The organism is Pseudomonas sp. LB3P25 (assembly GCF_054897985.1).
In genome coordinates this window covers 627,364-641,637 of sequence record NZ_CM142711.1, presented here as the reverse complement: position 1 = coordinate 641,637, position 14,274 = coordinate 627,364, and the positions used below count along the sequence as shown (strand labels likewise).

Below are 14,274 nucleotides of genomic sequence, written 5' to 3'. Positions count from 1 at the left end.
CACTATGAGTGCTCTTTCAAAGGGATGGTCCGCGGCCGCTCCAGCCAGGCGCCTTCGCCGTCGGGAACGATTTCGACCACATCGACCTGCGAGCCACTGATGGCGACGATCCGCCCATCGTTACGCCCCAGGTAATCGCCGACTTTCAACCGATGCACCCCGCCCGCCCCGCGCAGCAGCGCAAAGGAGCCGGTCGCATTGGCGATCGTTCCGACCATTTCAAACTGCTCGATGTTGAAACCTTCGAGGTACTGCTTGACCCGATTCGGGTCAGGTTTGACGTTGCGCGAGCCGTGTTTCTGGCCGGCCAGATCGACTCTGATCTGCCGAGAAAACGGGCTTCGCAGGTTGGCGGCGTTGTAGGTGAATGTTGGGTAAGACCGAAATGTCGGCGTTGGTTCAATCTTGCCGGGCGCACGCAAACGCATTTCGTTCATGTACGCGTCCAGGTCGCTGAAATCATTGTCGCTGCCGCAACCGGCCAGGCCGACGACCAACACAACTATCGTAAAACAACGAATCGGGCTCATTTTTGCAGCCCCTTGTCGTTGTAGCGGTAGGTCTTGGCGAGGATGCTCATGCGCAACTTCGGGCCACCTTCCGGGTTGGCCGGCGCAAGGTCGAAGTCATGCAGGGTGACAATCCGTGGCAGCCCGGCCACACCGCTGACGAAGGTCGCCAGGTCGTGATAGGCACCGGTGACGGTGATCTGGATCGGCAGCTCGATGTAGAACTGCTGCGTGACCTCCGGCAGCAGTTTGATCTCTTCGAACTCCAGGCCACTGCCCAGACCGGTGCGAGTGATGTCCTCTAGCAGGCCGGGCACTTCGGTGTCACTGGGCAATTGCCGCAGCAGCACACCAAAGGAGGTCTCCATTTCCTTCATCTGCTGCGTATACAGCTCCAGATTCGCCGCCATGTGGGCTTTGTTGGCGAATTGCTCCTTGAGGGTCGACTCTTCCTCGCGCGTTTGTTCCAGTCGGGTTTTAAGGTCGCTCGTGGAAAAGCTGTAGCCCAGGGCCAGCACCAGAATCACCAGCAGGACACCGGCCAATGCCTTGATCGCTGGCGGCCAGGAACCGATGTTGTTGGTGTCCAGATCATTGATGTCGATCTTGCGCAGGCCTTCGAACCATTCAGATAGCCTCATTTGCCGCCCTCCGCAGCGGCGGGCTGAGTCTGACGAACGGTCAGCTGAAAGACGTTGGCCTGATCCAACTGACCGGCGGTCGTCGCTTTGACTTCCGTGAGACTGGGAGCATCAAACCAGTCGGACGCATCCAGATTGCGCATCAGGTCTGACACACGATTGTTGGACTCCGCCGCTCCGGTGATGGACAAGGATTTGCCAGCCATTTTCACTTCGGTGAAATACACACCATCAGGCAGCGTCCGCGCCAGTTGATCGAAAATACGCCCGCTGATCGGCCGGTTGCCTTGCAGGTCCTGAATGATGCGCATGCGCTCGACCAGTTGCTGGCGACGGGCTTTCAAATCGCTGATCTGTTTAATCCGCTCGTCGACCACGGCAATCTGTTTTCCGATGTAATCGTTACGCGCAACCTGTCGATCGATAGCGCCATTGATGGCCTGGTTTGCGATCAGCACCGCCCCTACTGACCCCACCAGCACACCGACCAGTACAAGCAAAAAGCGTTTGCGGCGGACTTCACGCTGCTCTTCGCGCCAGGGTAAAAGATTGATCCGCGCCATCAGTCGAAACTCCTGAGGGCCAGCCCGCAGGCGATCATCAGTGCTGGCGCATCGCTGGCCAGGGCACCGGCGTTGACCTTGCTGCCCAGGGTCATATCGGAGAATGGGTTGGCCACTTGCGTCGGTGTACCTAATCGTTGCTCGATCAACCTATCCAGCCCCGGGACCGACGCGGTACCGCCGGCCAGCAGGATGTGATCAACCGAGTTGTACTGACCAGAGGCGAAGAAAAACTGCAACGAACGCGACACCTGCTGCACCAGCGCATCGCGAAACGGCTGCAAGACCTCGCTGACGTAATCGTCCGGCAAACCACCCTGCTTCTTCGCCAACCCCGCCTGTTCAAGGGTCAGGCCATAACGTCGCTGGATTTCCTCCGTCAGTTGACGACCGCCGAACAATTGTTCGCGGGTATAGATGATCCGCCCCTTGTGCAGCACGCTCAGGGTGGTCATGGTAGCGCCGATATCGACCACCGCTACCGTCAGACGCTCCTGAGAAGCCATCAGTTGACCCGCCAGCAATCCGTAAGAGCGCTCCAGCGCATAGGCCTCGACGTCGACCACGCGCGCCGTCAGGCCGGCCAGAGCCAGGGCCGCTTCCCGGACCTCGACGTTTTCCTTGCGACAGGCCGCCAGCAGCACATTGACTCGTTCGGGATTGCGCGCAGAAACGCCCTGGACCTCAAAGTCGATGGCCACTTCGTCCAATGGATAAGGGATGTATTGATCGGCCTCGATTTTCAGCTGGTTTTCCATTTCGTCGTCGGACAGACCGGCGTCCATCTCGATGGTCTTGGTGATCACCGCCGAACCGGCCACGGCCACAGCGACGTTCTTCAGGTTGGTTCTGGCCTTGAGCAGCACGCGCGCGAGTGCCTGCCCCACACCTTCGAGCTCGGCGATATTTTTCTCGACCACCGCGTTGGCGGGCAAAGGCTCCACCGCATAGGCCTCGACCCGATAGCGGTCGCCCTGGCGGCTTAGCTCCAGAAGCTTGACCGACGTGGAGCTGATGTCGATCCCCAAAAGCGTATTGGCCTTTTTATTGAAGAGTCCTAGCACTACCAATTCCCTATGACTATCCGTGTCTTACGGACTCTGTAATAACCGTTGCGTTCAAACCACCCGTCTTGACAGCAGCGCAAATGACGCCCTCGACGGAAAAATGCTTATAATGCCCAGCGTTTTTTTCCGGTTTTTACTTCAAGCGCGGGTCGTTCCCTGTTTATCTGAACCCTGATGCCTAATTCATTCTTTGCCCTGGATGTCCAAAAGCCTTGATTCGTCTGCTGAAATTTTTCGGTTGGTCCATCGTCGCCGTTTTCTGCGGACTGCTCCTCGGTCTTAGCGGCGCCTTTCTCTACCTTAGTCCGGGATTGCCATCCGTGGAGGCGCTGAGAAGCATCCAGTTGCAGATTCCTTTGCGGGTCTATAGCAGCGACAACAAACTGATCGCAGAATTTGGCGAAATGCGCCGCACACCGATCCGGTTCGCCGACATCCCCCCCAATTTCATTAATGCGTTACTAAGTGCTGAAGACGACAACTTCGCCAATCACTACGGTGTCGACCCCAGCAGCTTGATGCGCGCGGCCACCCAGTTGGTAAAAAGCGGACACATTCAGTCCGGCGGCAGCACCATCACCATGCAGGTGGCGAAGAACTTCTTCCTGACCAGCGAACGCAGCTTCTCGCGCAAAACCACCGAAATTCTCCTGGCCCTGCAGATTGAACGGCAGCTGACCAAGGACGAGATTCTTGAGCTGTACGTCAACAAGATCTATCTGGGCAACCGCGCCTACGGCATCGAAGCCGCCGCGCAGGTTTACTACGGCAAGTCGATACGTGACGTCAGCCTCGCGCAGATGGCGATGATCGCCGGCCTGCCAAAAGCCCCTTCGCGCTTTAACCCGCTGGCCAACCCGGCGCGCAGCAAGGAACGTCGCGACTGGATCCTTGGCCGGATGTACAAACTCGGGAAAATCACCGAAGCCGACTACACCACCGCGATCAACGAGCCGCTGAACGCCAGTTATCACGTGCCGACCCCGGAAGTGAATGCGCCGTACATCGCTGAGATGGCCCGCGCCGAAATGGTCGGCCGTTATGGCAGCGACGCCTATACCGAGGGTTTCCGCGTCACCACCACAGTGCCGAGCAACCTGCAGGAAATGGCCAACACCGCGGTCCACGAAGGCTTGATGACCTACGACCAGCGTCATGGTTATCGCGGTCCGGAGTCGCGCCTGCCGGGCAAGACTCGCGAGGCCTGGGCAACCGAGCTGACCAAGCAGCGCACCATCAGCAGCCTAGAACCTGCCATCGTCACCCAGGTCGACAAAACCGGCCTGCAAGTGATGACCCGTACCGGTGACGAACACGTCGGCTGGGACAGCATGAAATGGGCGCGTCCGTTCCTGAATACCAACAGCATGGGCGCCAATCCGAAGCAGCCTTCGGACGTCGCCCAGGTCGGCGACCTGATTCGTGTGCAACGCCAGCCGGACAACTCGCTGAAATTCAGCCAGATCCCGCAGGCTCAGGGCGCACTGGTTTCCCTCGATCCGCAGAACGGTGCCATTCGCTCCCTGGTCGGCGGCTTCGCCTTCGAACAGAGCAACTACAACCGCGCCATGCAGGCCAAGCGCCAGCCGGGCTCGAGCTTCAAGCCGTTCGTCTACAGTGCCGCGCTGGATAACGGGTATACCGCCGCCACCCTGGTGAACGACGCACCGATCGTGTTCGTCGACGAGTACCTGGACAAGGTCTGGCGTCCGAAGAACGACACCAACACCTTCCTCGGCCCGATCCGTATGCGCGAGGCGCTCTACAAATCGCGCAACCTGGTATCGATCCGCTTGCTGCAGGCGCTAGGCGTCGACCGCACCATTGATTACATCAGCAAGTTCGGCTTCAACAAGCAGGATCTGCCACGCAACTTGTCCCTGGCCCTGGGCACCGCGACGCTGACGCCAATGGAGATCGCCACCGGCTGGAGCACCTTCGCCAACGGTGGCTACAAGATCAGCCCCTACATTATCGACAAGATCGAAAGCCGCAATGGCGACACGCTGTTCGTCGCCAACCCGCCGAGCGTCCCGAAAGGCAACGTCGCCACCGACGGCATCGCCGCCCCTGTCGCGGCTAACGCCTTCACCGTCAACGCAACCCCGGGCGAAGCCTTGACTGCCCAGCCAGCGCCACAAACGCCGGCCGTGGCCGAGCGCATCGTCGATGGCCGCACCACTTTCATCCTCAACAGCATGCTCGAGGACGTCATCAAACTCGGCACCGGCCGCCGCGCCCTGGCCTTGGGCCGCAGCGACATTGCGGGCAAGACCGGTACCACCAACGAATCCAAGGACGCCTGGTTCTCTGGCTACAACGCCGATTACGTCACCACCGTCTGGACCGGCTTCGACCAGCCTGAAAGCCTGGGCCGCAAGGAGTTCGGCGGTACCGTCGCCCTGCCGATCTGGATGAATTACATGGGCGCCGCACTCAAAGGCCTGCCGCCCCATACACAGCCAGAGCCGGAAGGCATCCTCAGCCTGCGAGTCGACCCGGTCAGCGGCCGTGCAGCGACCCCAGGCACGCCAGGCGCCTACTTCGAACTGTTCAAGGCCGAAGATACGCCACCGTCGGTGAATGAGCTGGGCAACGGCACTGCGCCGGGTAGCCCACTGCCAGCGGATGAAGCGGCGCCGATCGATTTGTTCTGATCGAGTGACGCGACAAAAAAAGCCCCGCCTTCGAAAGAAGAGCGGGGCTTTTTGTTGCCTGTGGATTTTCAGCATTGGCCAGAAAAGTGGCGCATCTCAGGCCGTCTGAGCGAGCAGGCTCGCTCCCACAGGAGGACGCACTCCAATGTGGGAGCGAGCCTGCTCGCGAAGAGGCCGCTACAGGCACCACAAAAACCACAGACAAAAAAAGCCCCGACTCGCAAGAGCCGGGGCTTTCTGTTGAAGCGCTACAACGACTTAGCCGTTGAACACGTCATCCACGCTTTTCAGCGGGTAGTTCTTCGGATACGGCAGGGTCGCTACGCCGGTCTCGATCGCAGCCTTGGCCACAGCATCGGAGATCACGGTGATCAGACGGGCATCCATTGGTTTCGGAATGATGTACTCACGACCGAATTCCAGTTTGATGCCGCCGTAGGCGTCGCACACTTCCTGAGGAACCGGCAGCTTGGCCAGTTCACGCAGGGCGTTGGCCGCAGCCACTTTCATTTCTTCGTTGATGCGCTTGGCGCGAACGTCCAGGGCACCACGGAAGATGAACGGGAAGCCCAGCACGTTGTTGACCTGGTTCGGGTAGTCCGAACGGCCGGTGGCCATGATCACGTCGTCACGGGTGGCGTGAGCCAGTTCCGGGGAAATTTCCGGATCAGGGTTGGAGCACGCGAACACGATCGGGTTGGCCGCCATGGATTTGAGGCCTTCAGCACTCAGCAGGTTCGGACCGGATAGGCCAACGAACACGTCAGCGCCTTTCAGGGCGTCGGCCAGCGTGCGTTTTTCAGTCGCGTGAGCGAAAACAGCCTTGTACTGGTTCAGGTCGTCACGGCCGGAGTGGATCACGCCGGTACGGTCAACCATGAAGATGTTTTCGATGTTGGCACCCATGCTCACCAGCAATTTCATGCAGGAGATGGCGGCAGCACCGGCGCCCAGGCAGACGATCTTGGCGTCAGCCAGGGTTTTGCCGGCGATTTCCAGGGCGTTGATCATGCCGGCCGCAGTAACGATCGCGGTGCCGTGCTGGTCATCGTGGAATACCGGAATGTCGCACTGCTCGATCAGAGCACGTTCGATTTCAAAGCACTCAGGTGCCTTGATGTCTTCCAGGTTGATGCCACCGAAGGTGATGGAGATGCGCTTGACGGTGTCGATGAAGGCTTGCGGGCTTTCGGAGTCGACTTCGATGTCGAATACGTCAATGCCGGCGAAGCGCTTGAACAGCACGCCTTTACCTTCCATGACTGGCTTGGAAGCCAATGGGCCGAGGTTACCCAGGCCGAGAATTGCGGTGCCATCGGAAATGACTGCAACCAGGTTGCCTTTGCCGGTGTATTTGTAGGCCAGTTCAGGATCGCGGGCGATTTCGCGTACTGGTTCGGCTACGCCGGGGCTGTAGGCCAGCGACAGGTCGCGGGCAGTAGCGGTGGCTTTGGTGAGCTCGACACTCAGCTTCCCTGGACGAGGATGGGCGTGATATTCGAGAGCGGCAGTTTTCAAATCAGACATGTGGGCATTCCGCTTTTACTGTTGGACAGACGGACCGCCGAGGATACGCGCCTCGCAAAGTCCCCACAAGACTGACCAGTCACCCCTGTCAAGCACCCGGCCCTACGACTTTGGACCAAGAGCCGCGAAACACAAGGGATTGACTGTTCACAATCGACAGAAAAAATGTCTACAATTTTTTATCACTGCGCTATCTGAAGCATCGCCGGGTCGGTCAGCGGCAGTAGCCAGCGCGCCTGCCCTTCTTTCAGTCCGCCGCGCCGCGAACGGTCCAGCACCCAGCCACGCGCCTCAATCTGTCTGCCCTTCAGCCGCTCGAGCTGCGCAACATCGAACTGCCCCAGCAAATTGGGTGCAACGCGCAGTACAACCGAATCCTGCAACTCGATCCAAACCCCGCCGCGATTGCGCTGAACCTTGCTCACACGACCGCTGAGCACAGCGAAACCGGAAGTGCTGATCTGCTCCGCTTTCAGTACAGGGGATTGGCGCCACAACCCGAGTCCGGCCTGACGGGCACTGTGTTCCGCTGCTTGCTGGCAGTCGACCAGATCGACATTCGGCGCGACCGCCACCTGGAAACCGAGCCCTTCAGCGAGCATCTGCGCTTCAAGGTTGGCGCCATCGGCGCTGTAGACATGGGCCAAGGTGCGGCCGTAATGGTCTTTGCTTTCTTTACCGGGCAATAAACCGACCCGCCCGTCGCTGGCATCCACCAGTGCTTCCAGGCGTTGGCGCGCCGCCACGGCGAACGGCTCGTCGGAACGGCCTTTTTTGCCCAGCTCCGGCGTATTCAAACCGATCATGCGCACGCTACGGCCATCGCTCAGGCGCAGCGTGTCACCATCCACCACCCGCTGCACCACAACGGATGTCAGCCCGCTCGGCGCCGGGCAGAAGGCCTGGGCAGCGGAAAGCCAAATCGCAGACACAAAAAAGGCGCCCGCAAGGGACGCCTTTTTCATCAGCAAGGTAAAGCCCATGGGGCTTTGCAACCTTACTCTGCAGCAGCAGGAGCTTTGGCTTTGCCAAAAGCACCGAAACGGTCTGCGAAGCGCTGTACACGGCCGCCAGTATCCAGAGTCTTCTGCTTACCGGTGTAGAACGGGTGGCACTCATTGCATACGTCGATCGCCAGAGGCTTGGCCAGGTTCGAACGAGTTTCGAACTTGTTGCCACAGCTGCAGGTAACTGCGGTGATTTCGTATGTTGGATGGATATCGGCTTTCATGGTGATTCCTCAGGCTAGCGTGCCGCCACTCAACACCATTGTTGAATACCGCACGTAATTAGGCCGCGGATTCTACCAGACAATGCTGATCACGCAAGCTGTCCCTTACACCGGCCGTCTGCTAGGCTCCCGACCCAAAGCGCCGTCCCTGTGGGAGCGAACTGTGGCGAGGGGATTCATCCCCGTTGGGTCGCGAAGCGGCCCTGAACCTGTGATTACGGTGTTTCAGAAAAACCGTATTCACCTGGTTTGCGACTGCTTCGCAGCCGAACGGGAATAAATCCCCTCGCCACACAGGCTCGCTCCCACAGGTCATGGCCCTGCTGTTTATTTCCCGCTGATCGAGATCCCCCCGCGTGCCCGACGCCATTTTGCGCCTCGCCCTGCCCTCGCCACTGCGCCGCCTGTTCGATTACCGTGCCCCGGCCGGTGTCCTGCGCGCCCAGTTGCACCCCGGCATGCGCTTGCGGGTGCCGTTCGGCCGGAGGGAGATGATCGGGATTCTGGTGGAGGTCACCGACACCAGCGAAGTCCCGGTGGAAAAACTCAAGCCCGCCCTGGCCCTGCTTGATGCCACGCCTCCTTTGCCGCCAGCGCTGTTCAAACTGTGCCTGTGGACGTCCCAGTATTACCAGCACAGCCTGGGCGACACCTTGAGCTGGGCGCTGCCGGTGTTGCTGCGCCAGGGCGAACTGGCCGAAGCACGACAGGAACGTTTCTGGTCCGCCGCGCCCGGCGCCAGCCTTGATGACCCGCGCATCGCTCGCGCGCCGCGTCAACGGGACGCCCTGGCGACCCTGGCCCAACATCCCCACGGCGTCGCCCATCAGTTGTTGAGCAAACTGATGCTGAGCAAGGACAGCCTGGATTTGCTGCTGGCCAAGAATCTGGTGCAAGTCGAAATCCGCAAGCACGCCCCCGGCGCCCGCCACGAACACTGGCTGGCGCAGCCGGAATTGCCGCTCAACCCGGAGCAGCGTGCGGCCTATGAGGCGATTCGCGCCGGCTTCGACAGTTATCACGCGTTCCTTCTGGCCGGCGTCACCGGCAGCGGTAAGACCGAAGTCTATTTGCAACTGATCCGCGAAACCCTTGAGGCCGGCAAGCAGGCGCTGGTGCTGATCCCGGAGATCAACCTCGGCCCGCAGACCCTGGCGCGCTTCGAGCAGCGCTTCAATGCACGCATCGCGCTGATCCACTCGGCGGTCAACGACCGCGAGCGCCTCGAAGCCTGGCTCGCCGCCCGCGACGGTGACGCCGACATCATCATCGGCACCCGCTCGGCGCTGTTCACGCCGATGAAGAACCCCGGCCTGATCATCATCGATGAAGAGCACGACGGCTCCTATAAACAGCAGGAAGGCCTGCGCTATCACGCCCGCGACCTGGCATTGGTCCGCGCACGCCAGGAAAATATCCCGATTGTCCTCGGATCCGCCACACCTTCGCTGGAAAGCCTGCACAACGCCTACACCGGTCGATACGGGCTCTTACGCCTGAACGAGCGGGCCGGTGGCGCCAAGCAACCGCGCTTCCTGCGCTTGGACGTGAAAAGCCGTCCGCTGGACAGCGGCATTTCCGGGCCGATGCAGCAGGCCATCGGTCAGACGCTGGCCGCTGGCCAACAAGTTTTGGTGTTCCTCAACCGCCGCGGTTTTGCGCCGACCTTGCTGTGTCACGACTGCGGCTGGATGTCCGAGTGCCAGCGCTGCGATGCGCGCATGACCGTGCACCAGCGCTCCGGCGAACTGCGCTGCCACCATTGCGGCTACGTCGAACGCGTCCCTCGGCATTGTCCGAAGTGCGGCAAAGTCGATTTGCGGCCAGTCGGCGCCGGCACCGAGCGCGCCGAGGAACGGCTGGGGATTCTATTCCCGGACGTCCCGGTGCTGCGGGTCGACCGCGATAGCACTTCGCGCAAGGACGCGATGAATCAATTGTTCGCGACCATCCAGAAGGGCCAACCGTGCATTCTGGTGGGCACACAAATGCTTGCCAAAGGGCATCACTTCCCACGGGTGACCCTGGTGTCGATTCTCGATGCCGATGGCGGGCTGTTCTCCGGCGATTTTCGCGCCAGCGAGCGCATGGCGCAGCTGATCGTCCAGGTTGCCGGACGCGCGGGCCGGGCTGAGGAGCCGGGCAAAGTGATCATCCAGACCCACTTGGCCGACCATCCGCTGCTGGTGCAATTGACTGAACAGGGCTATTTCGCCTTTGCCGAACAGGCGTTGAGCGAACGGCGCTCGGCGGGTCTACCGCCGTTTGCGCACCTGGCGCTGCTGCGGGCTGAAGCGCACAAGCCGGGGCAAGCCGAAGGTTTTCTTGATGAGGCGTGCAGTGAGGCTGAGCGTTTGCTGGCCGAACAGAACCTGACCGGGATCGAATTGCTGGGGCCGGTGCCGGCGCCGATGGAACGCCGCGCCGGGCGTTATCGTGCGCAGCTGTTGCTGCAAGCGACGGCTCGGGCGCCGCTGCATCGGTTGTTGAGCAGTTGGTTGCTGGCGCTGGAGCAGATGCCGAGCGGGCGGGCGGTGCGTTGGTCGCTGGATGTCGATCCAGTGGATTTGTATTGATTTTGAGATCGCTTTCGCGAGCAGGCTCGCTCCCACGGGGGATCTGCGGCGCTCACCCCGTCAATGTGGGAGCGAGCCTGCTCGCGAAGGCGGTTGATTAGTCACCACATATCCATAACCTGCCCGCTATAGTTGGCAAGCCCGTCTTCGCCACGGATAATGCCCAGTTTTTCCACTAGCGCATCGAAGCGCCGCCGCGCTTGCGGTCGAAAGAGAACACCATGAAAGACACCATTCGCCAGCTGATCCAACAAGCCATCACCCAACTCGTCAACGAAGGTGTGTTGCCTGAAGGCCTGTCGCCGGCGATCCAGGTGGAAAACTCCCGTGACAAGACTCACGGTGACTTCGCCAGCAACATCGCGATGATGCTGGCCAAACCGGCCGGCATGAAGCCGCGCGATCTGGCAGAGAAAATCATCGCCGCGCTGCCGGCCGACGAAAACGTCACCAAGACCGAAATCGCCGGTCCCGGCTTCCTGAACTTCTTCCAGAACACCCAGGCCCTGGCCTCTCGCCTGGACGCCGCCCTGGCCGACGCCCACATCGGCGTGCGCAAGGCCGGCCCGGTGCAGCGCACCGTGGTTGATCTGTCGGCACCAAACCTGGCCAAAGAGATGCACGTCGGCCACTTGCGCTCGACCATCATCGGTGATGGCGTGGCGCGCGTACTGGAATTCCTCGGCGACGAAGTGATCCGGCAGAACCACGTCGGCGACTGGGGCACCCAGTTCGGCATGCTGATGGCTTACCTTCAGGAAAACCCGATCACCAGCGACGAGCTGTCGGACCTGGAAAACTTCTACCGCGCCGCCAAGCAACGCTTCGACGAATCCGAAGAGTTCGCTGACCGCGCCCGTGGCCTGGTGGTCAAGCTACAAGCCGGCGACCCGGACTGCCTGGCGTTGTGGACCAAGTTCAAAGACATCTCGCTGTCCCACTGCCAGAAAATCTACGAACTGCTGAACGTCAAACTGACCATGGCCGACGTGATGGGCGAAAGCGCCTACAACGACGACCTGATCAACGTGGTCAACGACCTCAAGGCAGCGGGCATGCTGGTCGAGAGCAACGGCGCGCAGTGCGTGTTCCTCGACGAATTCAAGAACGCCGACGGCGACCCGCTGCCGGTGATTATCGTCAAGGCTGACGGCGGCTACCTCTACGCCACCACCGACCTGGCGGCCGTGCGTTATCGCAGCGGCAAGTTGAAGGCTGATCGCGCGCTGTACTTCGTCGACCAGCGTCAAGCCCTGCACTTCCAGCAAGTGTTCCAGGTCGCGCGCCTGGCCGGTTTTGTGACGCACCCGATGGACATGGAACACATGGGCTTCGGCACCATGAACGGCGCCGACGGCCGTCCGTTCAAGACGCGAGACGGCGGCACCGTGAAACTGATCGACCTGCTGACCGAAGCCCAGGAACGTGCCTACACCCTGGTGAAGGACAAGAACCCGGAACTGGCTGAAGACGAACTGCGCAACATCGCCAAGGTCGTGGGCATTGGCGCGGTGAAATACGCCGACCTGTCCAAGCACCGCACCAGCGACTACAGCTTCAACTTCGACCTGATGCTGAACTTCGAAGGCAACACCGCGCCGTACCTGCTGTACGCCTACACCCGCGTGGCCGGCGTGTTCCGCAAACTCGGCAAGGACTTCAGCGAAGTCGAAGGCCAGATCGTCCTCGAAGCGGCGCACGAACACGAATTGGCGGCGAAGCTCGCGCAGTTCGGCGAAGTGCTGAACAACGTTTCCGACAAAGGCACGCCGCACATCCTGTGCACCTACCTGTACGATGTTGCCGGCCTGTTCTCCAGCTTCTACGAGAACTGCCCGATCCTCAGCGCGGACACCCCGGCGCAAATGCAGAGCCGTCTGCGCCTCGCCGCGCTGACCGGCCGCACTCTCAAGCAAGGCCTGGAACTCTTGGGTCTGGAAACTCTGGAGCGTATGTAAGTTGGCTGCCAAGAAAAAACCTGCACCCAAGCGTGGCGCCAGCCGTTACCAAGCTCCTGCAAAGCAACCGATCCCGGGTTGGCTGTGGATGGCCATCGGCCTGACAGTCGGTGCGTTCGTCGTTTTCCTGATGAAGCTGGAACCGGGCAAGGGCAGCGAGAGCGTCAAGCGCGAGAAGATCGAGCAGCAGAAAGCCACCAAGATCGCCGAGGCCAACAAGACCCCGCCGAGCCCGACGCAACCGGTGAAGCCGAAGTACGACTTCTACACCCTGTTGCCGGAATCGGAAGTCATCGTGCCGCCGGATGCCGTGCCGGAGAAAACCCTGCCGACGCCACAAGTGCCGACGATTCCGACAACGCCGGTCACGCCAGAGCAAGCGGCGAAGATCGATACCGCACGGGCTCAGGCCGCACTGGCCGGGATTACTCCGCCGCCAGCGCCACCGGTGTCCAAAGCAGCACCCGTCACCAAGTTCTTCCTGCAAGCCGGTTCGTTCCGCAAGGAAGCTGACGCGGACAAGGTTCGAGCGCAGATTATTTTGCTGGGACAAGCCGTGGCGGTTGAATCCGGCACCGTGAAAGACGAGACCTGGTATCGGGTGTTGGTCGGACCGTTCAGCAACCGCGAACAGCTGACCACGGCCCAGAAACAACTGGCCGGCAGCGGGTTCAGCAACCTGTTGTTACAACAACGCCAGAGCCGCTGACCTTCCTCTGTGGCGAGGGAGCTTGCTCCCGCGGGACCGGGCTGGCGCTCCAGTGCGAAGCGCTCCCAATCCGGCCATCGCGGTATGCCAGACAAACCGCGACGCCCGGATTTACGACTGCTTCGCAGCCGAACGGGAGCAAGCTCCCTCGCCACAGGCGATTCACTTACATCCTCCTTCGCGAACGACACACCGCTCGTCCCCTCTCCCATCCCGCAGTTGAAATACGCGCCACCACCCCCATATGAGTTGGCATAAGGCATTTTCGCCCCGCTGCGTGGAGACTCTCCCTTGACCACCATCGTTTCAGTTCGCCGCCACGGCAAAGTCGTCATGGGCGGCGACGGCCAGGTTTCTCTCGGCAATACCGTGATGAAAGGCAACGCGAAGAAAGTTCGTCGCCTGTACCACGGCCAGGTGATCGCCGGTTTTGCCGGGGCCACCGCTGACGCCTTCACCCTCTTCGAGCGTTTCGAAGGCCAGCTTGAGAAACATCAAGGTCACCTGGTTCGCGCCGCTGTCGAACTCGCCAAAGAATGGCGCACTGACCGCTCCCTCAGCCGCCTCGAAGCCATGCTCGCGGTCGCGAACAAAGACGCCTCTCTGATCATCACCGGCAACGGCGACGTGGTCGAACCCGAAGAAGGTCTGATCGCCATGGGCTCCGGCGGCGGTTACGCCCAGGCCGCCGCCAGCGCACTGCTGAAGAAAACCGATCTGTCGGCCCGGGAAATCGTCGAAACCGCCCTCGGCATCGCCGGCGACATCTGTGTATTCACCAACCACACCTTCACCATTGAGGAGCAGGACCTCGCTGAGTAAGCCTGTTTTGGCCA

12 protein-coding genes are annotated in these 14,274 nt (G+C 60.8%); 5 read left to right on the top strand and 7 right to left on the bottom strand.

The genetic code is table 11. The features are described 5' to 3' along the window. Nucleotides 1–2: 2 nt before the first annotated feature. From ACYZTW_RS02890 to ACYZTW_RS02875, 4 genes are read right to left on the bottom strand one after another with little or no spacing between them, the layout of a single operon-like run. Entirely contained in the window at nucleotides 3–530 is a 528-nt protein-coding gene (locus ACYZTW_RS02890) for a pilus assembly protein PilP (RefSeq protein ID WP_462003656.1), read from the bottom strand. Then, nucleotides 527–1,150: a type 4a pilus biogenesis protein PilO gene (gene pilO / locus ACYZTW_RS02885; RefSeq protein ID WP_462003655.1), complete on the bottom strand. Its 624-nt coding sequence runs from the start codon at nucleotides 1,148–1,150 to the stop codon at nucleotides 527–529. The genes ACYZTW_RS02890 and pilO overlap by 4 nt, the downstream gene beginning before the upstream one ends. Continuing rightward, nucleotides 1,147–1,713 (bottom strand): PilN domain-containing protein, encoded by a 567-nt coding sequence (locus tag ACYZTW_RS02880; protein WP_462003654.1) that lies wholly within the window; start codon nucleotides 1,711–1,713, stop codon nucleotides 1,147–1,149. Before ACYZTW_RS02880 ends, pilO begins: the two co-directional genes overlap by 4 nt. Then, nucleotides 1,713–2,777, bottom strand: a complete 1,065-nt coding sequence (locus tag ACYZTW_RS02875; protein ID WP_462003653.1) for a pilus assembly protein PilM — start codon at nucleotides 2,775–2,777, stop codon at nucleotides 1,713–1,715. Before ACYZTW_RS02875 ends, ACYZTW_RS02880 begins: the two co-directional genes overlap by 1 nt. Before the next feature lie 218 nt (nucleotides 2,778–2,995). Between ACYZTW_RS02875 and ACYZTW_RS02870 the strand changes: the two genes are divergently transcribed. Next, nucleotides 2,996–5,437: a penicillin-binding protein 1A gene (locus tag ACYZTW_RS02870; RefSeq protein ID WP_462005692.1), complete on the top strand. Its 2,442-nt coding sequence runs from the start codon at nucleotides 2,996–2,998 to the stop codon at nucleotides 5,435–5,437. 258 nt (nucleotides 5,438–5,695) lie between these two features. On the opposite strand, the gene ACYZTW_RS02865 is transcribed toward ACYZTW_RS02870, so the two are convergent. The 3 genes from ACYZTW_RS02865 to rpmE form a co-directional block, all read right to left on the bottom strand. Further along, on the bottom strand, nucleotides 5,696–6,964 hold the full coding sequence (locus tag ACYZTW_RS02865) for a malic enzyme-like NAD(P)-binding protein (protein WP_046052135.1): 1,269 nt from the start codon (nucleotides 6,962–6,964) through the stop codon (nucleotides 5,696–5,698). Nucleotides 6,965–7,146: 182 nt separating this feature from the next. Beyond that, nucleotides 7,147–7,935 (bottom strand): thermonuclease family protein, encoded by a 789-nt coding sequence (locus tag ACYZTW_RS02860; RefSeq protein ID WP_462005691.1) that lies wholly within the window; start codon nucleotides 7,933–7,935, stop codon nucleotides 7,147–7,149. 26 nt (nucleotides 7,936–7,961) lie between these two features. Then, complete coding sequence (gene rpmE, locus ACYZTW_RS02855; protein WP_071552309.1) at nucleotides 7,962–8,195, bottom strand: 50S ribosomal protein L31; 234 nt, start codon at nucleotides 8,193–8,195, stop codon at nucleotides 7,962–7,964. 356 nt (nucleotides 8,196–8,551) lie between these two features. On the opposite strand from rpmE, the gene ACYZTW_RS02850 reads away from it, so the two are divergent. From ACYZTW_RS02850 to hslV, 4 genes are all read left to right on the top strand, one after another. Further along, nucleotides 8,552–10,771: a primosomal protein N' gene (locus ACYZTW_RS02850; protein ID WP_462003652.1), complete on the top strand. Its 2,220-nt coding sequence runs from the start codon at nucleotides 8,552–8,554 to the stop codon at nucleotides 10,769–10,771. A 221-nt stretch (nucleotides 10,772–10,992) separates the two neighbouring features. Then, nucleotides 10,993–12,729 (top strand): arginine--tRNA ligase, encoded by a 1,737-nt coding sequence (argS, locus tag ACYZTW_RS02845; protein ID WP_462003651.1) that lies wholly within the window; start codon nucleotides 10,993–10,995, stop codon nucleotides 12,727–12,729. Between the two features lies 1 nt (nucleotide 12,730). Continuing rightward, nucleotides 12,731–13,438, top strand: coding sequence for an SPOR domain-containing protein (locus ACYZTW_RS02840; protein ID WP_462003650.1), 708 nt, complete (start codon nucleotides 12,731–12,733; stop codon nucleotides 13,436–13,438). Nucleotides 13,439–13,729: 291 nt separating this feature from the next. Further along, nucleotides 13,730–14,260 (top strand): ATP-dependent protease subunit HslV, encoded by a 531-nt coding sequence (hslV, locus tag ACYZTW_RS02835; protein WP_007899242.1) that lies wholly within the window; start codon nucleotides 13,730–13,732, stop codon nucleotides 14,258–14,260. Nucleotides 14,261–14,274 lie beyond the last annotated feature (14 nt).

Excerpts from the sequence above, each read along its gene's own strand:
- ACYZTW_RS02890 (WP_462003656.1), bottom strand. The coding sequence starts at position 530 with ATGAGCCCGATTCGTTGTTTTACGATAGTTGTGTTGGTCGTCGGCCTG.
- ACYZTW_RS02880 (WP_462003654.1), bottom strand. The coding sequence starts at position 1,713 with ATGGCGCGGATCAATCTTTTACCCTGGCGCGAAGAGCAGCGTGAAGTC.
- argS (WP_462003651.1), top strand. The coding sequence starts at position 10,993 with ATGAAAGACACCATTCGCCAGCTGATCCAACAAGCCATCACCCAACTC.
- ACYZTW_RS02865 (WP_046052135.1), bottom strand. The coding sequence starts at position 6,964 with ATGTCTGATTTGAAAACTGCCGCTCTCGAATATCACGCCCATCCTCGT.
- rpmE (WP_071552309.1), bottom strand. The coding sequence starts at position 8,195 with ATGAAAGCCGATATCCATCCAACATACGAAATCACCGCAGTTACCTGC.
- pilO (WP_462003655.1), bottom strand. The coding sequence starts at position 1,150 with ATGAGGCTATCTGAATGGTTCGAAGGCCTGCGCAAGATCGACATCAAT.